The 23,228-nt window shown below is 68.1% G+C and carries 18 protein-coding genes and 1 pseudogene; 7 read left to right on the plus strand and 12 right to left on the minus strand.

The window, feature by feature from the left end; translation table 11 throughout:
* The first annotated feature begins 55 nt into the window (after positions 1-55).
* Complete coding sequence (locus ACOGXQ_RS05710) at positions 56-1,057, plus strand: hypothetical protein (RefSeq protein ID WP_419946465.1); 1,002 nt, start codon at positions 56-58, stop codon at positions 1,055-1,057.
* 108 nt (positions 1,058-1,165) lie between these two features.
* A complete protein-coding gene (locus ACOGXQ_RS05715) occupies positions 1,166-2,314 on the plus strand; it encodes a hypothetical protein (RefSeq protein ID WP_419946466.1) in 1,149 nt (382 codons plus the stop codon).
* Between the two features lie 144 nt (positions 2,315-2,458).
* Here the strand turns inward: ACOGXQ_RS05715 and ACOGXQ_RS05720 are convergent, their stop codons facing one another.
* The 11 genes from ACOGXQ_RS05720 to ACOGXQ_RS05770 all read right to left on the minus strand — a co-directional run bounded on the left by ACOGXQ_RS05720 (position 2,459) and on the right by ACOGXQ_RS05770 (position 16,959).
* Positions 2,459-3,670 carry an ammonium transporter gene (locus ACOGXQ_RS05720; RefSeq protein WP_419946467.1) on the minus strand — a complete coding sequence of 404 codons (1,212 nt, stop codon included), beginning with the start codon at positions 3,668-3,670 and terminating at the stop codon, positions 2,459-2,461.
* A gap of 234 nt (positions 3,671-3,904) precedes the next feature.
* Entirely contained in the window at positions 3,905-5,089 is a 1,185-nt protein-coding gene (locus tag ACOGXQ_RS05725) for a cystathionine gamma-synthase (protein ID WP_419946468.1), read from the minus strand.
* Positions 5,089-6,141 (minus strand): PLP-dependent cysteine synthase family protein, encoded by a 1,053-nt coding sequence (locus ACOGXQ_RS05730; RefSeq protein ID WP_419946469.1) that lies wholly within the window; start codon positions 6,139-6,141, stop codon positions 5,089-5,091. The genes ACOGXQ_RS05725 and ACOGXQ_RS05730 overlap by 1 nt, the downstream gene beginning before the upstream one ends.
* A 98-nt stretch (positions 6,142-6,239) precedes the next feature.
* Complete coding sequence (locus ACOGXQ_RS05735) at positions 6,240-6,449, minus strand: phenylacetaldoxime dehydratase family protein (protein WP_419946470.1); 210 nt, start codon at positions 6,447-6,449, stop codon at positions 6,240-6,242.
* 13 nt (positions 6,450-6,462) lie between these two features.
* Entirely contained in the window at positions 6,463-9,972 is a 3,510-nt protein-coding gene (locus tag ACOGXQ_RS05740; RefSeq protein WP_419946471.1) for an indolepyruvate ferredoxin oxidoreductase family protein, read from the minus strand.
* Between the two features lie 101 nt (positions 9,973-10,073).
* Complete coding sequence (locus tag ACOGXQ_RS05745) at positions 10,074-11,381, minus strand: MFS transporter (protein WP_419946472.1); 1,308 nt, start codon at positions 11,379-11,381, stop codon at positions 10,074-10,076.
* Between the two features lie 54 nt (positions 11,382-11,435).
* On the minus strand, positions 11,436-12,113 hold the full coding sequence (locus ACOGXQ_RS05750) for a hypothetical protein (protein ID WP_419946473.1): 678 nt from the start codon (positions 12,111-12,113) through the stop codon (positions 11,436-11,438).
* 18 nt (positions 12,114-12,131) lie between these two features.
* Entirely contained in the window at positions 12,132-12,578 is a 447-nt protein-coding gene (locus tag ACOGXQ_RS05755; protein ID WP_419946474.1) for a glycine/sarcosine/betaine reductase selenoprotein B family protein, read from the minus strand.
* A gap of 50 nt (positions 12,579-12,628) precedes the next feature.
* Positions 12,629-13,405, minus strand: coding sequence for an SDR family NAD(P)-dependent oxidoreductase (locus ACOGXQ_RS05760; protein WP_419946475.1), 777 nt, complete (start codon positions 13,403-13,405; stop codon positions 12,629-12,631).
* A gap of 146 nt (positions 13,406-13,551) precedes the next feature.
* Positions 13,552-13,821 carry a hypothetical protein gene (locus ACOGXQ_RS05765; RefSeq protein ID WP_419946476.1) on the minus strand — a complete coding sequence of 90 codons (270 nt, stop codon included), beginning with the start codon at positions 13,819-13,821 and terminating at the stop codon, positions 13,552-13,554.
* A gap of 45 nt (positions 13,822-13,866) precedes the next feature.
* Positions 13,867-16,959 (minus strand): glycosyltransferase family 2 protein, encoded by a 3,093-nt coding sequence (locus ACOGXQ_RS05770; RefSeq protein ID WP_419946477.1) that lies wholly within the window; start codon positions 16,957-16,959, stop codon positions 13,867-13,869.
* 120 nt (positions 16,960-17,079) lie between these two features.
* Here ACOGXQ_RS05770 and ACOGXQ_RS05775 point away from each other — a divergent pair, with 120 nt between their 5' ends.
* From ACOGXQ_RS05775 to ACOGXQ_RS05785, 3 genes are all read left to right on the plus strand, one after another.
* Positions 17,080-18,003 (plus strand): ABC transporter permease, encoded by a 924-nt coding sequence (locus ACOGXQ_RS05775; protein ID WP_419946478.1) that lies wholly within the window; start codon positions 17,080-17,082, stop codon positions 18,001-18,003.
* A complete protein-coding gene (locus ACOGXQ_RS05780) occupies positions 18,000-18,749 on the plus strand; it encodes an ABC transporter ATP-binding protein (RefSeq protein WP_419946479.1) in 750 nt (249 codons plus the stop codon). The genes ACOGXQ_RS05775 and ACOGXQ_RS05780 overlap by 4 nt, the downstream gene beginning before the upstream one ends.
* A 104-nt stretch (positions 18,750-18,853) precedes the next feature.
* Positions 18,854-19,897 carry an NtaA/DmoA family FMN-dependent monooxygenase gene (locus ACOGXQ_RS05785; protein WP_419946480.1) on the plus strand — a complete coding sequence of 348 codons (1,044 nt, stop codon included), beginning with the start codon at positions 18,854-18,856 and terminating at the stop codon, positions 19,895-19,897.
* 75 nt (positions 19,898-19,972) lie between these two features.
* On the opposite strand, the pseudogene ACOGXQ_RS05790 reads toward ACOGXQ_RS05785, so the two are convergent.
* A pseudogene (locus tag ACOGXQ_RS05790) lies at positions 19,973-21,043 on the minus strand (IS30 family transposase); the annotation flags it as partial.
* A gap of 67 nt (positions 21,044-21,110) precedes the next feature.
* Here ACOGXQ_RS05790 and ACOGXQ_RS05795 point away from each other — a divergent pair.
* Positions 21,111-21,401, plus strand: a complete 291-nt coding sequence (locus ACOGXQ_RS05795) for a hypothetical protein (RefSeq protein ID WP_419946481.1) — start codon at positions 21,111-21,113, stop codon at positions 21,399-21,401.
* A 375-nt stretch (positions 21,402-21,776) separates the two neighbouring features.
* Positions 21,777-23,228 (plus strand): aromatic ring-hydroxylating oxygenase subunit alpha, encoded by a 1,452-nt coding sequence (locus tag ACOGXQ_RS05800; protein ID WP_419946482.1) that lies wholly within the window; start codon positions 21,777-21,779, stop codon positions 23,226-23,228.

Raw genomic sequence — 23,228 nt, forward strand, 5'->3', positions numbered from 1 at the left:
TTCGATCATCTGCCCGCTTCGTGCCTACGTTGTATGTCACTGTGAGCAGGCTGGCGTGAAATCCCCGATGAAGCAGTTGCCGACATGGCTCATGGCGTTGCTCCTGCTCGGCTGCACTGGGACAGAGTCGCCCGACTTGTCCGAACCGCCCGACGCGCCCGATGCGCCCGACAAGGTCGCCTACATCGTCGTCCCCCATCCCGACGACGAAATCCAAGCTTGGTCGCTCATCGAGAACACGCCCGACGCATACAAAGTGTTCATCGTGCTGACCAGAGGCGAGCAGACCGCCTTCTGCGGCTCGCCGGGCTACGACGCCGGAACGGGCGAAGCGCCGCCCACACCCGAGCCGGCTGGCCGCTGGACGCCGTCGTGCGAGCAAGCCCGCCAGCGTGCCTTCTTCGACTTCATGACAGACATGGCCACCGTCGACAGCGGCCTGCCTGCCGCCTACGCCAACGCCGACACGCAAGGCCCTTTCGAAGCGCACGGGCACACGATCTGCCGCCACGACGCCACAGGCACATCCGACGCAGCCGACTGCATCGAGGACCGCACGGCCCAAGTCTGGACAGCCCCCACCGGCGCGGTGGTCTGGTTCAATCTCGGCGACGGCGACCTCACCATCGAAGAAGTCGAGTGGGCCATCACGACGGTGCGCGACAACCGGGCCGCTCTCGGCATCGACGCATCGCTGCCGAACCACCATCTGATCGGCGCCAGCTACTGGAATCTCAGCCATCCGGATTGCTTCATCTACGAGCACGGCGACCACCAGGCTGTGTACGAAGCCCTGTGGATCACCGGCTTCGGCATGGGTCGCCAATCGGCCGCGACCTGCGCCTCCGACCCCGACGCATCGCCGGTCGCCCGGGTGTCCCCGCACCAGTTCGACCATGCCTTCGCCACCTTGGGTGACACCCGCGTCGGCGCGCACGTCGTCCACTACGGCTGGCTGTGGAGCGACGATCCCGGCTACTGGCCGGGCGATTACGACGGCCAGGGCGAGCTGTTCCACCGCCGCCAGACCTTCCGGGTCCGATTCGGCCGGCCATGAGCCCAGTCACGAGCAAGGAGCCGGGTCTCACCCCATCCGGCCCGGCCGGCCATGACCAAAAGGCCGGGTCCCATCTCCTCTGATCCGGCCAGAAGTAGCGTCGCACCGGTGAGCAGCATCGACGCGGCCCGTCACACCCGCTTTGCGTCGGTAGACACCTTTCGGGGCGCGGTTCTGGCGCTCATGCTGTTCACGCCGGCCACGAGCGCCGCTGGCTACGCTTGGCTACGCCACGCCGAATGGGACGGCCTGACCGCCTCGGATTGGCTGTTTCCCACGTTTCTGGTCACCAGCGGACTCAGCCTGTCGTTCCTGCTGCGCCCACGGACTGCCGAGTCAGGACGTCCCGCCAGCACCACCTATGTCCGGCTCATCCGCCGCCTCGTGCTCCTGATCGTTGCCGGACTCGTCTACAACGCCTACGGCGACAGCTGGTTCGACCTGGGTGAGCTCCGCTTCACCGGCGTCCTGCAGATGATCGGCATCGCCGGAGCGGTCGCCGCGGCGGCCGCGCTCGCAGGCAGGGCACTGGGCGGCGGTCAGAAGACCTGGTGGATCGTGGCGCTGGCCACCGCCATCACACTGCTGTACGGCGTGGGCCTCGACGTCGCCTCCTGTGACCCGGCCGGGCGCTGCAGCCCCTACCTCGGCATCGACACTGCCCTGCTGGGGGACAGCCATGTCTACCGCGCAGGGCAAGCCGGCTGGGATCCCGAAGGCATCGTGACCTCGATCGCCTCGTCGGCGCTCGTTCTGTACGGGTTCGCAGCCGGCGTCCTGCTGCAGCGTCACGGCCGGGCGAGCCACACCCAGACCGTCGCCCGCGTCGCCGCCCTCGCGGCACTGTGCTTCGCCGGCGGACTCGTCGCCGCCCAGTGGCTGCCCGCCAACAAGCGCCTGCTGACCCCGGCGTTCGTCCTGCTCGCTGCCGGCACGGCACTGGCGGTCTTCTGCATCGTCTACCTGCTGGTCGATGCCACGCAGCGCGCGAGCAGCAACAGCGGCCCGCCGCGCGCAGCCTGGCCGTTCATCGCCCTCGGCCGCAATGCCCTCATCGTGTTCCTGGCAGAGCGCTTCCTGCTGCAGACCGCACGCCGCGTCCGCCTCGGCGACCGCTCCATCCAGGAACGCCTGCTCCAAGACGTCCTGCCGTTCGGCGAACCCGCTGTGCACCTCGCGTACACCGCTGTGCTGCTGGTCATCGTGACGCTGATCGTCGGCGTCCTCCACCGTCGCCGTCTGTACCTCGCCCTCTAGGCCAGCGCGGCCGCTTCGAGCCAGCTACTCGCCGCGCCTCGCGAGCCCAGTGAAGAAGCGGACGGATGTCGCATCGTCGACCAAGGCACAAAGCACATCACCGATCCGGCCGAGGCAGCCAAGTCGTCGGTCCGGGTCATGCGGCTACTCGATCTGGTACGCCGCCTCGCCGTGGTCGCTGACGTCGATGCCGGCCATCTCGACTTCGGCCGAGACACGGATGCCCATGGTCCACTTGATGGCCATGGCGATGATCCACGTGGCCGCGAACGAGTAGGCGGTGACCACGGCAATCGACAGGATCTGATTCCACAGCAGCACTCCGCCGCCGAAGAACACGCCGTCGATGAAGTCGCCGCCCGGGACCGCCGAGGCATCGGCGAAGAATCCGAGCAGGACGCCGCCGACGGCACCGCCGACCCAGTGGATGCCGACGACGTCGAGGCTGTCGTCGAAACCGACCCGGAACTTGGCTTCGATGGCGAAGAAGCAGACCACCCCGGCGATCGCTCCAAAGGCCAGCGAGTGCATCGAACCCACGTATCCCGCCGCCGGCGTGATGGCCACCAGCGCCGCCACGATGCCCGAAGCAATCCCGATCGTGGACACCCGCTGGTGCCGTGCGTACTCGACGAACCCCCAGCCCACCATGCCCGCAGCAGCAGCAATGAACGTGTTGACAAAGGCCTGCGCCGCGGCGCCGTCGGCAGCGAGAGCCGAGCCTGCGTTGAAGCCGAACCAGCCGAACCACAGGATGCCCGCACCCAGCATGACGAACGGAACGTTGTGGGGAACCGGCCGGTTGTCGGGCCAGCCGGAGCGTCGGCCGACGACGACCGCCAAGGCCATGGCAGCCGCGCCCGCATTCACGTGGATCGCAGTGCCGCCGGCGAAGTCGAGCGCTGGCAGGCCTTCGATCCAGCCATCGGCGCCGTACACCCAGTACACGACCGGCGCGTACACCAACAGCGACCACACCGGCACGAACACCATCCAGGCCGAGAACTTCATGCGGTCCGCAACGGCGCCCGAGATGAGCGCAGGGGTGATGGCAGCGAACGTCATCAGGAACGCGAACGTCGCCAGCGTCTCGGCGTCGTGAATGCCGGCCATGCCCATCAGCGAGAAGTCGCCGATGATCGGCAGGCCGCTCTCGCCCGCCGCGAGGCTGTAGCCGACGAGCACCCAGATCACCGGCACGATGCCGAGGCACCACATGTTCATGTTGAGCATGTTCAGCGCGTTCTTGGCCCGCACCATGCCGCCGTAGAACAGCGCCAAGCCCGGCACCATGAACAGCACAAGCGCTGCCGCCGTCAAAATCCAGGCGATATTGCCTGCTGCGTCGCCTTCCATCACTTCCCTCCCTGACCCCGTAGGGCATCGTCATGGGCGCTTGACGGGCTGACCTGCACATCATTGCATGTCGCAGGTCGGCCCGACTCGCATCGGCCTCTTCGGGGTCCCGATCGGCAAGCCGCCAGCCCCAGACCGCGGCACCGCTGCACACACATCGCAGCCAACGGCAATCCTGCACAGGCTTGCCCGACTCCGCGCATCTTCGCCGGCACGGCGCTGGCCCGCCAAAAACTACGCGGCGTCGAGCGCAGCGCCGAGGTCGTCCAGCAGGTCGTCGACAGTCTCCAGCCCGACGGACAGGCGCACGAGGTCGTCGGGGACTTCCAGCGCTGAACCGGCGGCCGATGCATGGGTCATGGCCCCGGGATGCTCGATCAGCGATTCGACCGCCCCCAGCGACTCGGCCAAGGTGAACACCTCCGTGGATTCGACCACGCGTTCGGCGGCAGCACGCCCGCCATGGAGGCGGAACGACACCATGCCGCCGAAGCCGCTCATCTGGCGGCAGGCGATGTCGTGCCCGAGGTGATCGGGCAGTCCCGGGTACAGCACCGAGCGCACCGCAGGGTGTGCGTCGAGGAACTCGACGACAGCCTGCGCGCTCGCGCCGTGACGATCCATGCGCACACCGAGGGTCTTGACTCCCCGCAGCGTCAGGTAGCAGTCGAACGGGCTGGGCACGGCACCGACGGCGTTCTGCGTGAACACCAGGTGCGCCGCCAGCTCGTCGTCGTCGGTTGCCACGAAGCCGCCGACCACATCACTGTGACCGCCCAGGTACTTGGTGGCCGAGTGCACCACGGCATCCGCACCGAGGGCGATCGGCTGCTGCAGATACGGCGTGGCGAACGTGTTGTCGACCACCACGATGCCGCCCAGATCGTGGGTGATGGCACAGATGGCCTCAATGTCGAACACGGTCAGCAGCGGGTTGGTGGGCGTCTCCAGCCACACCATGGCAGTGCTGGGCGTCCACGCGTCGCGGATCTTGTCCGGGGAGGTGAGATCGACTGCGCTCATCGCCACGCCCGAGTTGCCGAACACCTTGTCGATGAGCCGGAACGTGCCGCCGTAGGCATCGTCGCCGAGGAGCAGGCTGTCGCCAGGGCGCAGCACCCGCAGCAGCGCATCGGATGCCGCCAAGCCGCTCGCGAAGGCAAACCCGTGGCGGGCGCCCTCCAGCGACGCCACACAGACTTGGTAGGCGTGACGTGTGGGATTGCCGGTGCGGCCGTACTCGTAGCCGTGGCGAGGCTGGCCGACCGCTTCCTGGGCAAAGGTGGTGGCCAGCGAGATCGGCGTGACCACCGCACCCGTGTAGGGATCGTGCGGCTGGCCTGCCCGGATAGCGCGAGTCTCGAAGCCGTACTCGTCGGGATCCTCGAAGCCCGAGACCTGCGGGTCGCCGCCCAGCATCAGCCGGTCCTCCCAGCGTCGGGCGGGCTGAGATCCACGTCGTCGTCCGTGGGCAGGCCACGCGAATCCAGCCAGTCATCGTCGAAGACGCGGCTGAGGTAGAGGCGGCCCGAGTCGGGGATCAGCGTGACCACGAGTGACTCGCCTGCCCGACCCGCTGCATCGAGCTCGGCCGCGATGCGGAACGCGCCGGTCACGGCCGTCCCGCCCGATCCGCCGGTCAGCAGGCCCTCTCGCCGCGTCACCCGGCGGGCCATCGCGAACGAGTCGGCATCGGTCACCGGGATGACCCGATCGACAAACTTGGCGTGGTATGTGGTCGGCCAGAAGTCCTCGCCGATGCCCTCCACGAGATACGGGCTGCCGTCGCCGCCCCCGTAGACCGATTCGGGCGGATCGGCCACGATGACCTCGATGGCCGGGTTCTGCTCCTTCAGAAACCTCCCGACACCGCTGACTGTCCCGCCGGTGCCGGCGCCGGCCACGAAGTGCGTCACCTTTCCGCCGGTCTGCGTCCAGATCTCGGGTCCCGTGGTCTCGTAGTGCGCCCGCGGGTTTTTCTGGTTCGAGTACTGATCAGGCGAGAAGGCCCGGGGTGTCTCAGTCTTGAGGCGCGCTGCGGTGGAGTAGTACGAGCGCGAGTCGTCGGGAGCGACCTTGGCAGGGCACACGACCACTTCGGCGCCGTAGGCCCGCAGGAGCGCCACCTTCTCGGGGGCGACCTTGTCGGTGCAGACGAAGATGCAGCGGTACCCCCGCTGGGCTGCGACGACCGCCAAGCCGACGCCGGTGTTGCCCGAGGTGGGCTCGACGATGACATCACCGGGCTGCAGCAATCCGTCGGCTTCGGCGGCGTCGATCATGGCGATCGCGGCTCGATCCTTCACCGAGCCTCCAGGGTTGGCGGTCTCGAGCTTCGCCACCACTGGGGTCTTGATATGCGGTGCCACCCGGCCGAGTCGCACCAACGGTGTGCCGCCGACGAGTTCCAGCACCGAGGACGCGATGTCAAGGCCCGCCAAGGGCTTCGACATCGGACCGCCATCACTCACGGCGTCACAGCCTAGGAAGGCCGAGCAGGCCCCACCTCCGGACCCCCGCGGCTCCCGCCAGAACGGAACAGGGCGTGAGGGGCCCGGTCCTTGCCGTGTCAGGTGAGCAAGTCGGCCAGCGGAGACAGCTCCGAGCGCACCAACTCCACGCCGCCTTCGGGCAGCACCGAGACCTCATGCCACAGCCGCAGCTTGGGCGGGCGCCCCAGCAGGTGCACGGTGGAGAGGAACGAGTGGAAGATGGCCAGGTGCGTGGAGTGCGACTTGGACCACGCTTCCAGCGATGCCAGGTCGTCGAACCAGCCCACGAAAGGGCGAGGCTCAGGCGCCGAGTTCGGCGGCGCGGACCCGGAATCGCTCGACGTTGGCTTCCTTGATGTCCTCGTAGCCGCGGATGATGTCGGGAAGCTGGGCAATTTCGACCGCCCGGGCGTACGCCGTTTCGTCGCCGCCGCTGAGCGTGTCGAGCGCCCGTTCGATCATCCCGCGGTACTCGTCGATCAGCTCACGCTCCATCTTCCGATGGGCGGTGCGGCCGAACAGGTCGAGCGCACCGCCCCGCAGGCCCTTCATGCGGGCCAGCAGCGCGAACGCCGCGTCGCCGGAGCGTCCCAGGCCGATCTTGCGGTCGACACCCATGCGGCGCATGAACGGTGGATGCAGCTTGTAGGTGACTTCGGTCTTGTCGCCGAACTGCTCGCGCACGGCCTCCTTGAAAGCCTTGTTGCGATGCAGGCGAGCCACCTCGTACTCGTCCTTGTACGCCATCAGCTTGTAGAGGTAGCGAGCCACGGCCTCGCTGAGCGCCGTTTCGGCGCTGGCCCCGGCCTCGACCTCGCGCACCTTGGCCACGAACTCGGCATACGCCTTGGCGTAGGCGTGGTTCTGGTAGCCGACCAAGTCGGGCACCCGGACACGCAGCAGCCGTGCCAACTCCTCGGACTTCTCCGGCACCGTGTCGATGAGGTCCTGCTCACGGCCGGACGGTCCGGTCTCACGCTTGACCTTGCCGACCCGCTCGATATTGAGCCCCGAGATGAAGTCGGGATCGAGCACCAGCTTGCGGCCCACACGGAACGCTTGGGTGTTCATCTCGACCGCAACGCCGTTCAGCTCGATGGCCCGCTCGATGGCGGCGGCGCTGATCGGGACGACGCCGGCCTGGTACGCCGCGCCCACCACCAGCACGTTGGCCGGCATGTGCGAGCGGAACAGGCTGTCCGACAGCGTGCCCGCGTCGAAGTAGACGTTGCGCTCAGGCGTGGTCGCCTCGTCGAGCACCCGCTGGAAGGCCGTCCACTCGGGGAACTCGGCCCCGGTGTCGCGCACCATGGCGGTGGTTGGCACCTTCGACGACGACACGACCGCCACCGAGCGGCCCGCCAGCGCCTTGTCGAGGTTCATCGGGTTGGTACCGGTGAGCAGGTCGAACACGATGTAGGCATCGGCCTCGCCGACGCCGACCTTGTTCGCCTCATCGCCCAAGTCTGCGCTGCCGTTGCTCTCGGCGTCGAAGCGCCGGACCTTGAGGTTCGACAGCACCGGACCGCCCTTCTGAGCGAGACCGGTCTGGTCGAGGCCGTTCGCCACCTTGCCATCGAGCAGCGCTGCTGTGGCCAGCATCTGGTTGACGGTCACCACGCCGGTGCCGCCGATGCCCATCATCAGGATGTTGCCCTCGTCGATCCGGTCGGGCTCGGGCAGGTCATCGCCGATGTGCTCGACGGCCACGGTGGCCTTGGTGGGCACCTTGCCGGCGGGCACGACTTCGATGAACGCCGGGCAATCGCCGTCGAGGCAGGTGAAATCCTTGTTGCACGAGGACTGATGGATCTGGGTCTTGCGACCGAACTCGGTCTCGATGGGCTGGACGCTCAAGCAGCTCGACTTCTCGCCGCAGTCGCCGCAGCCTTCGCAGACCGCTTCGTTGATGAAGACCCGCATCGTGGGCTCGGCCACCTTGCCGCGCTTGCGGTCGCGGCGAAGCTCGGCGGCGCACGCTTGGTCGTAGATCAGCACGGTGCAGCCCCCGATGTCCCGCAGCAGCCGCTGTGCCTCATCCATGCGGTCGCGATGCCAGACCTCGGTGTCGGGAGCGAACTCTGCGTCGGCGGGATACTTCTTCGGGTCGTCGGTGACCACCATCACCTTGGCAACGCCCTCGGCGTGCACCGAGCGGGTCAGCTCCGGCACGGCCATGCCGCCGTCCACATCCTGACCGCCGGTCATGGCAACCGCGCCGTTGTAGAGGATCTTGTATGTGACGTTGGTGCCAGCAGCCACTGCCTGGCGCAGGGCCAGCGAGCCCGAGTGGTGATACGTGCCGTCGCCGATGTTCTGAAAGCGATGCTCCATGGTGACGAACGGCGCAGCCCCCACCCACTGGCAGCCCTCGCCGCCCATCTGAGTAGTGCCGCGGACGTTGCGGGTGGGCGTCATGGCGGCCATGCCGTGACAACCGATGCCCCCGCCCGCCTCGGAGCCCTCCGGCACCCAGGTGGAGCGATTGTGCGGGCAGCCCGAGCAGAAGCCGGGGGTACGGCCTGAGGCCTTCGCTCCCTTGGACGTCGTGACGGCGAGCGGGATCGTGACCCGCTCGGGAACCGCCGGGCCGATGCCCTCGGGACCGAGCCGGTCGACGAGGAACGGCCGGATCTTGCGAGCGATGAGATCGGCGTCCATCTCGCCGTGGCCGGGGAACCAGAAGCCGCCCTGCGCGTCGCGCTTGCCGAGCACGACCGGCGTGTTGGACAGGCCGTAGAGGTTCTCCTTGATGAGCGCCTCGATGATCGAGCGCTTTTCCTCGACGGCCACGATGGTGTCGAGGCCGTCTGCAAACTCGCGCAGGCTGGTGGGTTCGAGCGGCCACACCACGGCGGGCTTCCAGATGCGCACGCCGCGCCGCTCGAGCTCGATGTCGTCGAGACCCATCCGGTCGAGTGCTTCGCGCAGGTCGTAGTAAGTCTTGCCAGCTGCGACAAGTCCGATCCGTGCGTCGCGGGTGGGGAGGGTCTGGACGTTGAGCTTGTTGGCGGCCACGAATCTGTCGGTGGCCACGAGCCGACCCTCGTGGATCTCCAGCTCCATGCGGACCGCGTTCGGGCCGAACAGGGCGTCCTGCTGGGTGTGTGCCCACGGCTTGCCTTCCCACTCGAACGCAGGCCGGGTGGCCGAGACCCGGCCTGGGCCCACCTGGGTAGTGGCGTAGCCGTCGGCCACGTTCGTGACGATCTTCAGCGCTGCCCAGAAACCGCTGTAACGGGAGAGCTCGTAGCCCCAGCGGCCGTAGTCGATGACTTCCTGCACCGAGCCTGGGTACAGGATCGGCGTCTGGTAGTGGATCAGCACCGGCTCGGACTCCGAGGCCAGTGTGGAGGATTTCGAGGCGGGATCATCGCCGGCGACCAGCAGCACGCCGCCCTTGGGGTCGACACCGCAGACATTCGCGTGCTTGATGGCATCGCCGGACCGGTCGACCCCGGGGGCCTTGCCGTACCACATGCCCAGCACGCCGTCGTAGCGACCTTGGAAGTTCCGGTTCGAAAGCTGGCTGCCCCACACGATGGTGGCGCCGAGGTCCTCGTTGAGGCCGGGCTCGAAGACGATGTTGTTCGCCTTGAGCTCTTCGGCGTTGCCGAGCATGAGCGAGTCGATGCCACCCAATGGTGAGCCGCGGTAACCGGAGACCATGGCGGCGTTGTTGAGGCCATCGCGGCGATCGGCGCGGAGTTGGTCGAGCAGCACGCGCAGCAGCGCCTGCACGCCCGACATGGCGACATCGCCCTCGACCCGGTCGAAACGATCTTCGAGCTTGAAGTCTGCCAGTGCCATGGAGTCCCCCTCGGCGGCGATGCGGCCCGCACGGGAGGCTACCCGTCAGCCCCGCGGGCCGCCGGTGAGACGAGCGTGCTCAGAATTGGGGTGTTCCCGGCTCAGCCCGCTTGCCGCGCCGTCGTGCGCTCGGCCAGCAAGCCCGGTCTTGGCAGCGTGAACGCCAGTCCCAGGGCGCAGGCATTGGCGACCGCGGCAAACGAGAACGTCCAGCCGTAGCCGCCCGTGGCGTCCAGCAGCAGCTGGGCGGCATAGGGGCCGACGGCGGCGAACGATCCCGCCGTGGCGAAGAAGCGTCCCACGATGGCCCCGGCGTGGGTGCGTCCGAAGTAGTCGGCCACGAGCGCCGGAAAGACAGCCACGCTCCCGCCGTAGGACAGCCCGAACGCAACAGCCGAGGCGTACAGCAACGGCAGCCCGTCCGCGCTCGCGATGCCGGCAAACGAGAGTGTCTCGACTGCCAGCGCCAGCATCACTGCCCGGCGGCGGTCGATGCGGTCCGACAGCGGACCGGTCACGATCCTTCCGACAAGCCCGCCGACGCCGATCGAGCTGATCACTCCGGCCGACCAGCCCAGCGAGAACCCGAGGCTGCGTGCGTATTGGACGCCGTGCGCGAACGGCACGAACACCACCACGAAGGTCAGGGCGAACATCCCGAAGATGAGCCAGAACACCGGCGTGCGCCACGCCTGAGCGGCAGTCCACGCGCTAGCCGGATCTTCGGTGTCGATAGGACTGCCGGGCCAATCGGGAGCCGGGTCGTCTGGGCGCCCGTCGGGCCGCTGACCGACCGATTCGGGATCGCGCACGAACAGCAGCGCGGTTGCGGCCATGAACACGCCGCCCACCACCGCCATGACGGCGACCGCTGTGCGCCAGCCGAACTGCGAGACGAGCCACGCAGCAATGGGCGGCGCGACGATGCCGCCGGCGCTGCCGCCGGCGCCGACGATGCCGGTCGCCAGGCCTCGTCGCTGGGTGAACCAGCGCACCACGGTGGCGTTTGCCGGCACCCACGACGACGACATCCCCAGCGGTGCGATCACCGCCAAGCCGATGAACACCACGGCCAGATGGGGAGCCGCCGACAGCACGAGATAGCCCGCGGCCAGCAGCACTGCTCCGGTGGCGATGACCCGGCGGGGTCCCACGCGATCAGTGAGCTGCCCGCTCCAGACGCTCACTGCGCTGTACGCCAGGATGTACAGGGCGTAGGCGAGCTGCAACCATGTCGGGGACCAGCCCGTATCGGCGCTGATCGCACCCTCGAAAGTGCCGTAGCTGAACTGCAGGCCGTAGACGATGAACAGCACCCCGAACCCGGCCCACGCCACGCGCCAGCCGTGGAACGGCTGCGCTACGGCAATGCTCCAGCCGCGAGCCGGCTGGGCGAGCAGCGGATTCACAGGCCGGGTTCTCTCGAGGATCGGATGCCGCAGCGACGGGCTGCTGAGGCGTCACTACATGTCGCCGGGCGCGATGTAGAACCAGATGGGCTGCTTCTCGCCGGCGTCTGCCATGGCCTTGCGCGCCGCCATGATGGTGCGTCCAGCCTCGGTGGAGGTGAAGAACCAGCGAGCGCCCGCCCACGCAGCAGGAGCGTGCTCGGCGAGCGCGAGTGCCGCCGTCTCGTAGTAGCCGCGGATGTCCTGAGCAACCCGTGCCGGGATGCCCGGGATACCGGCTTCCTTCCACGGCGTGCCCTCCGCGACGTTGACGAACGACTGCACCGCGGCGCCGATGTCCTCGGGGGCCACGACGCGCCCGGCGCCAGTGCGGTTGCCCAGCTTGGCCACAGCGCGGTCATAGGCCTGCCGCAGACCGTTCGCCTCGTCCACCGCCGGATGCAGGCTGGGATCGTGGCGCGGCGGCAACTCGCACGACATTGCAGCGCCGTCATCGTCGATCGTCTCCGCGAATTTCTCCACCACCGGACGGTCGCTGTCGAGCAGGCCGAAGGCGTGCGCCAGCACCCGATGCTGGAAATCTGCGTCGTTGGGCTTGCCCAGCGGCCGTCCCAGCGGGAACTCGCACCACAGCCCTCGCGGCGGGGCGGTGCCTTGGATGTGGGCGCCGATGGAACCCAGCGCAACGGTCGCGATTCCCTCGGCCTCGAAGACGTGGGCGAGCGTACTCACGGTACGCGTGCACAGCGGTCAGACGGGTGTGAACAGCACCACGTCCACCTCGCGGGCACGCAGGAACTGCGCACCCGCCGGCCCGGAGTCCATGCGCACCGCAGACAGGTCGAACTGGTTGCCGGCGTAGGACAGGTGGATGTCGGAGACCTGCCCGATGGTGCCGTCAGCGGCCAGCTCGTCCAGCCGGTCGATCGGGAACACCGTGTTGAGGTCGAGTGCGATCCCGGTGGCATCGAAGTTGGGGCTCCAGTGACCGCACAGGTAGTCGCGCCGGCTGCCGTCGAGCACCCGGTAGCCGGTGTCCATCGGCGCGAAGTCGTCCTGGTCTGGGTGGTGCAGCGACGCCGAGGTGACTATCGCGACCTTGGCCTCAGCCAGCGGCGGCGGCGCCGTGAACGCGGTGGTCTCGAAGTCGGGCAGGTCCATCCCGCCCGTCAGAGCCTTGACATCAGAATCAGCCATGGCGGCAAAGCTACGGCTTGGCGCATCGCGCCGCTTGGGATCCCGTCGGGTCAGGCGCCTTCCTCGAGGTCGAGGGAGCGCTGACGCAGCCGGCGCATGCCACGCAACCAGCGGTCGGGATCCGACGCTTTGCGCTCGACGTAGGTTTGCGCTTCTGGGTGCGACAGGATCAGAAAGCGCTCTTCGGCCATCGCCTCGGTGATGACCTGTGCCACGAACTCGGGCTCGACGATGCCGTCGGTGCCGCCGTCGGCCAGCCGCTGCGGCGCCATGGCCGTGTTGACGCCTTGGGGGCACAGCACCGACACCCGGATGCCGTCGTCGCCGTGCAAAATCGACTCCATCTCGGCCAGCTTGATGCAGGCGGCCTTGGTGACCGAGTAGGGCGCTGAGCCCATGGCCGCCAGCAATCCGGCGGCGCTGGCGGTATGCACCAAGTAGCCCTCGCCGCGAGCGAGCATCGAGGGCAGCACCGCCCGGGCCGCGTACACATGGCTCATCACGTGCAGCTCCCACTGGGATTGCCATGCGTCGTTCGAAGCATCCACGCCGCCTTCGGCGCCGGCGCCGGCGTTGGAGAAGAACACATCGATGGGGCCATGCGCCTCCAGCGTGCGTTCGACAAGGTCAGTGACGGCCGCCTCGTCAGTGACGTCGAGACCCACGCCTTCGCAGCCCAGATCGTCCGCAACCGCTTGGGCAGTCTCGGCGTTGTAGTCAGCCACGACGATGTGGCGAGCGCCCTCCGCCATCCAGTGTCGTGCTGTTGCGGAGCCAATGCCCCCGCCCCCGCCCGTGATGATCGCTACCCGGTCGCGTAGCTCCATGTCGCTGTTCCCTCCCGCTGCGGTGACCTGCACCGCTGCCCGGTGCCACAGCACCCGCAGCTACGGCATATTTGCGCAGATTTGCCTCTCGGCGCGTCACTTGCGCAGAAATGCCGGACACATCGGCATGATTGCGCAGATTTGCGTTAGGCAGCCGGATCGGCAGCGCCGATGCCGCCGACTTGTCCGCCCTCGTCGTCGATGGCCTTGAGCCGGGCCGCACACGCGGTCTCGGCCAAGCCCTCGGCGCCGATGAACCGGCCAGGGGCGGGGCCGTCGATGTGGCCCATGATCTCCCGGTACAGGCTGAACCCGCACAGTGCGGCCAGCTCTTCGGGCATGTCGCGGACATCTTCGGAGGACAGGCTGCAGTACTGGTTCTGCTGCTGACGCATCCAGCCTCGGCAGTACTGCACGCTGATACCCAGCCGTACAAGCAGTGCAGTACAGGAAGTGCCGCCTCAGGCCGCTTCGACGCCCGCGAAGCGCAGGTCGCAGCCGTCGCGCACCTCGCTGGCCCGGCCCAAGAAGTGGCTGTCCTCCACATTCCAGGTGTGCTCGTCGCCGTGACGCACCCGCAGGTAGCCGGCGCCGTGGGTCCAGTAGATGCGCCCGCCGGCCAGCGTGACGTCGTGGGCCAAGGCGATGTCGACCCGCCTCGGCACACGGCGCCAGCCTCCGGCGGCCTCGAGGTCGTGCCGGGAGATCATCAGCACGCCGCCCGAGACGCCCACGAACGGGATGTAGCTCTCAGAGAACTTCTGGCGGTTCTGGTCGCGCACGGTCTTGTCGAGACGCTCCAAGTACACGTACTCAGCTGACTTCCCGACGAGTTCCGCCCGTGAGTACTCATGGGCCAGCACCAGATCCTGCACGTGGGCGGCGCCGTAGTAGTCGTCGTCGTCCATCTTGGTGATGAGCTGGCCTCCGGCCACATCGGCCGCTGCTCGCAGGACGCCTCCGAGGTTCTGTGTGCCGTCGACCCGCACAACTTGGGCGGGTCCCGGCAAAGCTGCCAGCAACGACCCGATTTCCGCATCGTCGCCGAAGCCGCCCCCGTGCAGTGCCAGCACCAGTTCGATGCGCGGATATGTCTGCGCAGCGACGATGCTCACCACATCGGAAAGGCGATCAGGGCGGCGAGTGGGGGCCAGGATCGAGACTTCAGGCATCGGCGCGACGAGATCGGCGGCCCGCAGCACCTGACGGGCGCGGCTCCTCAACGAGTGGTCGCGCAGAGCGCAGCGCCGCATCTCGATGCTGAGCTGCTCACGGCGATGCGGATCGGCCTCGGTCACCTCAGCCGAGCTCATCAACCCAACGAGCTCCGAACCCAGGCATGCCGCCAACTCAGCATCGGGTTCGTCGATGTGCACCAGCACGCCTGCTGCTGCGAGGGCGGCGAGAACTCCGGCCCGCTCGGCAGCGAGCCGGTGGTCGGCGGCGCGGTCCACCAAGTGGTGGTGGGAGCGAAGACCGGCCAGCAGCTCGCCTCCGATCTGCAGGCTGAACACCGAGCCTCGTCCGAGCGACAGGATCGAGCGAAGGCTTGTGCTGCCGAGTTCGCACGCAGCCGACCAGCCGATCGGATTGACAGCTTCAGGGTTGAACGCCTGAACGCCGAGCTGCGGCGGCAGTTTGTCGAGCACCGCGACCACCGGGGGGCGTTCCAGAGTGCTCTTGCACAGCGCCGCCTCAGCCACACGATCCGAATCAGCCAGCAACACGTCGACGTGATGGTCGCCGCCGTCGCCGATGTGAGGTGCCACACGGGTCGACGCAGCAAGCACCGACGAAGAAGTACGGCCGGCCGCAGCGAAGCTGGCACCGAGCGGGTAGCGGGCCAGGCGCTGTACGTAGCGCTGGCTGCGAGCCTGCAACCCGAGCCAGATCCTGATCGCCTTGCGTGCACGCCGGGGCCACTGCCTGCGGATGCGGCGCAGGGCGAATCGGAGGCGGCGAACCCGCCAGCGGATGCCGCGTGCGAGCCAGCGGAGATTCCGCATCCGCCAGCCGACAGCACGGGCCACGGTCGCGACGAAGGAGGCAAAATCCTTCGGGTGACGGATGCGGCGAAACCCGGCTCCGAGCGTTCCCAAGTGTCGGCGCATCCGGGCCCACAACCGCAAGAGCCATTTCGCCGGGCTGTGCAGCTTGCCGGCGAGCCAACCCTGCGGCTTGGCCTCCTGGGTAACCAGCAAGCTGTCGACGTCCAGCTCGATCACACTGCCGAATTCGGCCACCGGCCGGCTTGACCGACGGGCTCGGTGAGCGACCCAGTTGCGGGTGATCTGCACTCGATGGCCTGACGCAAGATCCGACTCGCCAGATGCCGCGGCGCCGAGCTGGTTCTGCAAGCGGTCAACCATCCTTGGGCGGACCTGGGCACCTGCGGGTACCCGCACGACAAACGCGGCTGCTGGATGCGCGAGGGCTGCACCGCCCGCGACTCCCATGCTGACTCGCGGGTCGGGGTCGAGCAGGCGGCGCAGCCGTTCAAAGTCCTCGCCGGGTCGCTCGTCCACCCACACGACAAGGTCATGGTTGTCGCTGGCCAGCACCTGCTCGACGGTGTCGAGTACTTCGGGTTCGTCGGCATGCCCGGGCTCCACGGTGACCACGAATTGCGGGACCGTGTACGAGCGGCCGGGTAGAGAGGTGCGCAACCGCCGGTCGGGGATCAGGTGCGAGAGCTTGTCGCGCTGCTGGGCGAGGCTGATCGTCTCGTCCTCGCTCAGCACTGCGCCTTCGCCCTGGTGCCAGCACAGCGCCGAACGCTCGGGCACCAGCACAGCCCCCAGCGCGTAGGCACGCCAACCGAACTCCACATCCTCTGAGCCCCACTGCGTGAACGATTCGTCAAAGCAGCCGGCCGTCTCGAAGAAGTCCTTCGAGACGGCGAAGTTGCCGCCGGTCACCGCCCGGAAGACGTCGTCGGCGTCGGAGGCCAGATCGTCGGTCGCTTCCATCCGACGCTCGATCCACTCCGGGCGCTGGACCCCGCACCCGGCGAAGAGGGCTGCGAGCGAGTCGGGGCGGTCGCGCACGTCGGCAGGGCTGACGCCGGCCATGTCGACATGGTTGCGGAATCCCAGTGTCAGCAGGTCGCTGGCAGCGTGGTGCCAGCGGGCATGGGCGGCCAGCCAGCCGGCTTCAGGCACCATGTCGCAGTCCAAGAAGACCAGCACATCGCCTTGAGCGGCACGCGCGCCATTGTTGCGCGCCCGGGCCAAGCCGAAGCCGCGGTCTTCCTGATGGACGACCCTCAGGCTCAGCGGGCTCGTCGCGGCCAGATCGAGCGCGGCCAGATCGAGGGGCGGATCAGAGCCGTCGTCCACCACGATGACTTCGAAGAGGTCCAAGGGGTACGTCTGACGCTCGAGCCCCGCCAGCGTCAGCGTCAGCGCCTGCGGCGCCTCGTAGTAGGGCACCACGACCGTCACCGGCAACAACGGCTCGAACACATCCAGCGGCACCACTCCCAGCGAGCGCCAGTCATTGCCCCGCACGTCGGCGGGCGGCGGCGTGGGACGGTGTGGCGGCAGTGTGAACACAGGCGGTCCGTTGCGGTCAGACATCCGGCACCGGACATCTCTCGGCCGCGTGAGTATGCCCCCGTCGACTGCCCCTGCCCCGCACCGTCGCCCCAGAACGGCCTTCGTAGGATGACCCGCATGGCCGACGAAGACGGCACGACGAGCACAGCCGACGAAGACGGCACGACGAGCACAGCCGACGAAGACGGCACGACGAGCACAGCCGACGAAGACGGCACGGCACCGGCACGGCCGCTCATCGATCTGACGTCCCGGCCGTCGACGCTTGCGTACTTGCGGGAAGCCTGGCGGCGACGAGAGTTCGCCGTTGTGGTGCCAGCCCAGGACCTGCGGGCCCAGAACATGGACACCACGCTGGGCCAGCTCTGGCACTTGGTGAATCCGACCCTTCTCGTTGGTGTCTACTTCTTGGTGTTCGGCGTCATCATCGACACCCGGCGCGGCGTCGGGAACTTCCTGGGCTTCCTCATCGTCGGCGTCGTGCTGTTCCATCTCACCCAGCGGGTCACGCTGGAAGCGTCCGGCTCGATCACCCAGAACCTGGGCCTCATTAGATCAATCCAGTTCCCACGCATCCTGCTGCCCGCAGCGTCCGTGAACGGACAGACCGCCGCGTTCGTGCCCGCGTTGGTGCTGGCGTTGCTGGCGGTGCTGGCCACCGGCGAGCTGCCGACGCTGCGCTGGCTGGTGCTGCCGGCCGTGCTGGTGGCGCAGTTCGCCTTTAACTTCGGCGTCGCGCTGCTGGTGGCCCGCATCGGCACGACGATGCGCGACCTGCGCCAGATCCTGCCGCACCTGTTCCGGCTGCTGTTCTACGGCTCGGGCGTGATCTTCAGCGTCGATGCGTTCGTGCAGAGCACGGCATGGCGGCGGGCCTTCGCCCTCAACCCGATCTACGACGTGATCACCTGCGCCCGCTGGTGCCTGCTGGGCGAGCCAGTGGATTTGTGGGTGGTGGCGGGCCTCGTGGCGTGGTGCATCGTGATGCCAGCGCTCGGCTTCTTCGTGTTCCACCGGTCCGAGCAGAGGCTCGGCGCATGAGCGACCACACCGTCACTGTCGAGGTGCGGGACGCCCACGTCAGCTACCGGGTGTTCGAGGAGCCAGCGATGGGCCTCAAGCAGGGCTTTGCCCGGGGCCGGATGCGCCGTCAGTACCGCATGATTCCCGCAGTCCAAGGCGTGACGCTCGATCTGCATGAGCACGAGACGCTCGGGCTGATCGGGCCGAATGGCGCGGGCAAGTCGACACTGCTCGCAGCGATGACCGGCCTGCTGCCGCTGCGTTCGGGCAGCATCCGGGGCCGGTCGCGGCCGTCGCTGCTGGGGGTGTCGTCGGTGCTGCGGCCAGCGCTGTCGGGGCGGCGCAACATTCTGATCGGCGGATTGGCGCTGGGATTCACCCGTGCCGAAGTCGAGCGCCGGATGGACGAGATCATCGACTTCGCCGGTCTGCGGGCCGACATCGACCGGCCCATGCGGACGTATTCCTCGGGAATGCGCGCCCGGCTGCGCTTTGCCATCGCCACCGCGCGCATTCCCGAGATCCTGCTGATCGACGAGGCACTGACAGTGGGCGACGAGGAGTTCCGGCGACTCGCCGCTGAGCGCATCGACGACGTGCGCTCAGCGTCTGGGTCGGTGGTGCTGGTCACCCACAACATGAACGAGATCCGGCGCTTCTGCGACCGGGTGGTCTGGCTGGGCGAAGGCCGCATCCGGGCCGCCGGCGATCCCGCCGAGATCGTCGCCGACTACCTCACGGCCCCGAGTTCCAATGCTCGCTGAGCAGTCGGTCGGCGCGCAGCCGCCAGTGCGAGACTGACCCTGCGGCGGCGGACGCGGGTGCAGACGGGCCGGACGGGCGGCGCATCATCCTGAACGCGTTCTCCATGAACTGTGTCAGCCACATCCAGCAGGGACTGAGGGTGCGCGACGACACCCGCCAGCGGGAGTACACCTCGCTGGACCCGTGGCTGGAGCTGGCCCGCATCTGCGAGACGGGCTGCTTCGACGCCGTCTTCCTGGCCGACGTGATCGGGCTGTACGACACCTACCGGGGCAGTGCCGACACCTCGCTGCGCGAGGGCATGCAAGTGCCCGTCAACGATCCGATGCTGCTGATCCCCGCCATGGCGACGGTCACTGAGCACCTCGGGTTCGCCTTCACCAGCAACGTGCTGCAAGCGCACCCGTTCACGTTCTCCCGCCAGATCACCACGCTCGATCACCTCACCGGCGGGCGAGTGGCGTGGAGTGTCGTCACGTCGTACCTGCAGAACGGCGCGCGGAGCCTCGGCTACGAGGCGCTGCCGAAGCACGACACTCGCTACGAGCGGGCCGAGGACTACTTGGACGTCTGCTACAAGCTCTGGGAGGGCAGCTGGTCTGACGGCGCGGTGCCGGCCGACACCGAGCGCGGTGTCTATGCCGATCCGGCCGGCGTTCGGCCGATCGACCACGACGGCCCGTACTACTCGGTTGCGGGACCGCACCTGGCCGAGCCGTCGCCGCAGTGCACGCCGGTGATCTATCAGGCCGGCTCGTCGGATCGAGGGCGGGACTTCGCCGCCAAGCATGCCGAGTGCGTCTTCGTGGTGGCGGCCTCGCGGGGTCTCGAACGCATCGCTGAAGACATCAAGCGCAGGGTCGTCGCGGCCGGCCGCCAACCAGACGACGTGAAGATCATCGCCGGCCTGTCCACCATCGTGGGCGGTACCGAAGCTGAGGCGAAAGCCAAGCACGCCGACTGCCTCGAGACGCTCTCGCTCGAGGCAGATCTCGCGCACCTCAGCGGCAACCTGAATGTGGACCTCAGCCACATCGACCCCGACCAGCAGCTCGAGACGCTGCGCACCGAAGGCGTTCGGGGACCGGTGAAGTCGTTGCTGGACTCGGCCCGGCCGGGCACGTCGAGTGTAGATGTCGGCGGCTGATGCCCGGTTGTGGAGTTTTCGGGGCATCGTGTTGAGGCTGTCCTCGATGGCTGACAGCCGCAGTGGGCTGAGATCGAGGGGGGTGCCTTTGGGCAGCCAGCGTCGCAGCAGCCCGTTGGTGTGCTCGTTGGTCGGGCGCTGCCAAGGGCTGTGGGGTTCGCAGAAGCAGACCTCGATGCCCAGTGCTGCTTCGATGTCGGCCCAGCGGGCCATTTCGCGGCCTTGGTCCCAGGTGAGGGTGCGGACGAGGTGCTGGGGCCGGCGGGCGAGCGCTGCGGTGACTGCTTCGGCGACTTGGGGGGCGGTGCAGCCATCGGGCAGCGCTACGACCAGGGCGTGGCGGCTGGCGCGCTCCACCAGGGCCGCTGCGGCGCTCTTGTTCGCAGCCCCGACGATCAGGTCGCCCTCCCAGCGGCCTGCCTCGCTGCGGTCCCCGGCGGCGGCCGGTCGTTCGCTGATCGGCCGGTAATCGCCCAGCGGGCTGGCCTTGTCGCCGCGGCGGCAGCGCCGCTGCCGGGGAAGGCTCCTCCACGCATCGGCGCCCAAACAGCAGCCGCCATAGGCAGCCCGGTAGATGGTCTCCGCGCACACCCGCCGACCCGTGTGGGCCAGATCGGCGCTGATCGCGTGCGGCGACCAGCACAAGGCCAGCCTGGCAGCCACCTCGCCGGCCAGCGCGGGGTCCGCTTCGAGCCTGGCGGCGCGGGGCCGCAGGGCACGCCGACGGACTGCTCGGTGCGCCGGCTCGGCCCGGCACACCCCATCACGCCCACGACCGCGGTCCAGCTCCCGGTACACCGTTGACCGGTCACGGCCGATCAGCTCCGCGATCTCATCAACTCTCGTTCCCGCACCGGCGAACCCCTCAATACGAGCACGCTCAGCCAACGACAGCCTCTCTGCCATACTGGCAACTCCACTGGCGGTTGCTTCAGTTGACAACCGGCCATCATGACCGAACACTCGCAACCACCAGTGGAGTTCGCCCTCCAAGAACCGCCGCCCGCACCCGTCGCACACCATCCGCCGCCGATCCCACACCATCACCGTCAGCCGGCCCGAGACCTCCAAGTCACGGACCCTCTTGGCTCGCCGGTCATGGACACGCCCGCTCTTGGAGCCCCAATGCGAGCACACCAGACGCATCACCGTCGAGCGCACCCCCACCACCAGCTCCCTGCCGGCGTACGCGTCGTAGCTGGAGGCCAGTCCGGTGACCGTCACGGTCGCGGCCCCGGGCTGGGGGGTGCGGGCGGTGTCGGCGAGGCCGCAGACGGCGACCGTCGCCGCGGCGGTCGTGAACTCGACGGTGAGGGTGAAGGCGCCGGTGGCGCGTGCTGCGCCGGTGGTGACCTCGATCGTGCAGCGGCCCGTCCGCAGGGTCAGGCCTCGGATGCGGCTGTCGCGGCCGTCGGGGCCTGAGTCGTCGTCTGAGCCGACCACAGCGCCGCGCGCCGCCGACCGCCCTCACGCAGCTCCCCCCACGCCCCGCCCGCAGGCCTAATGCACCGCCGACCCAACCCACCAAAAACTCGCGCCGCGCCCACCGCGCGACAACACGACAGCCCCTCCCCCAACAGACGCACACGCAGCATCGGCACACCACAAGCCGGCAAGCCAACCCCCCGACACAGCACCGTCAACGACCCACAACGCCAACCCGCACCACAACAGCGACAGACGAGCAGGAAACACGCCATCACGAACAGGCGAAACAGCGCCGCACGCCGACAACGACGACACCCCGACGGCTGCAACAACCCCCGTGACCCGCGGACACCGTGAGCGCCGCCCCAGCGCGGCGGCACAGTGACGCAACACCGGCAAGACTGAGCACCGACCGCTCGGCGAGCGGCGAGCACTGCGGGAGGAGCGCCTGATGTCCGTCGCCCCAAGTCAATCGAGCACCGATCAGCCGACCACAGGGGGGCAAGCACGGTCACCGGGCATCAGCTACCAGCAGCTGCTCGACGCCGACACGCACGAGGTGCCCGAGGTGTTGCGGCTCGACCACCCGCGCTATCTGGGCAGCGAGGACGTCGCCGCCAGCCGCTACACCAGCCGTGCGTGGCACGAGGCCGAAGTCGAGCACATCTGGCAGAAGGTCTGGCAGTACGCCTGCCGCACCGACGAGATTCCCGAGGTGGGCGACTACTGCATCTACGAGATCGTCCGTGACTCCTACATCGTCATGCGCACCGAAGACGGCATCAAGGCCTACGTCAACGCCTGCCTGCACCGGGGCCGGCGGCTCAAGGACTACAACGGCCGCTGCAGCGAGATCAGGTGCGCCTTCCACGGCTTCGCCTGGACCTTGGGCGGCGAACTGCAAGACATTCCCGGAGACTGGGACTTCCCCCACGTGGACCGCGAGAACTTCACGCTGCCCGAGGCTCAGGTCGGCGAGTGGGCCGGGTTCGTGTTCATCAACCCCGATCCCGACAACAGCGAGTCACTCGAAGACTTCCTGGGCGAGATCGTGGACCAGTTCGAGGTGTGGGACCTCGAGCGGCGCTACAAGCAGGCGCACGTGGCGAAGGTGATCGGGGCGAACTGGAAGATCGCCCAAGAGGCGTTCTGCGAGGCGTACCACGTGAACGCCACGCACCCCCAGATCATGCCGTACCTCGGCGACACCAACTCCCAGGTGGACATCTGGGAGAACTTCGCCCGGGTGATCACGCCAGGCGGCACACCCAGCCCACTGCTGGACTGGGAGCCCACCGCTACCGAGATGATGCGGGCGATGCTCGACGTGCGCCACGATCAAGAGCTGCCGATGCAGCTCGACGACCAGGCCAACATGCGTGCGATCGCCGCAGAGGCCAGCCGCAAGCGGTGGCGAACGGTGGCCGGCGACGAGTGGGTCGACGCCATGTCCGACGCGGAGATGATGGACAGCATCGACTACACGGTCTTTCCCAACTTCCACCCGTGGGGCGCCTTCAACCGCATCGTGTACCGCTTCAGGCCGAACGGCGACGATCACCGCTCCGCGATCATGGAGTGCATCTTCTTGGCGCCCTACCAGGGCGAGAAGCCGCCGCCGTGCGAGATTCACTGGCTGGAAGAGTTCGAGACCTTCACCGACGCTGCGGAGCTGGGCATGCTGGGCAAGGTGTTCAACCAGGACCTCTTCAATATGGCCAAGCTGCAGATCGGACTCGAGACCACCCGCAAGCCAGGCATCACCCTGGGCAACTACCAAGAGAGCAAGGTCCGCTGGCTGCACCACAAGCTGAGCGAATGGGTGGAGCGAGGCCGCGAGCAGGCAGTCGCGATCTCGGCGAGCGGTGCTGAGGCGGCCGCCACGGCTGCAGGAGGCTGCTGA

The organism is Candidatus Poriferisodalis sp., from assembly GCF_965208485.1.
Classification (GTDB): Bacteria; Actinomycetota; Acidimicrobiia; order Acidimicrobiales; family Poriferisodalaceae; genus Poriferisodalis.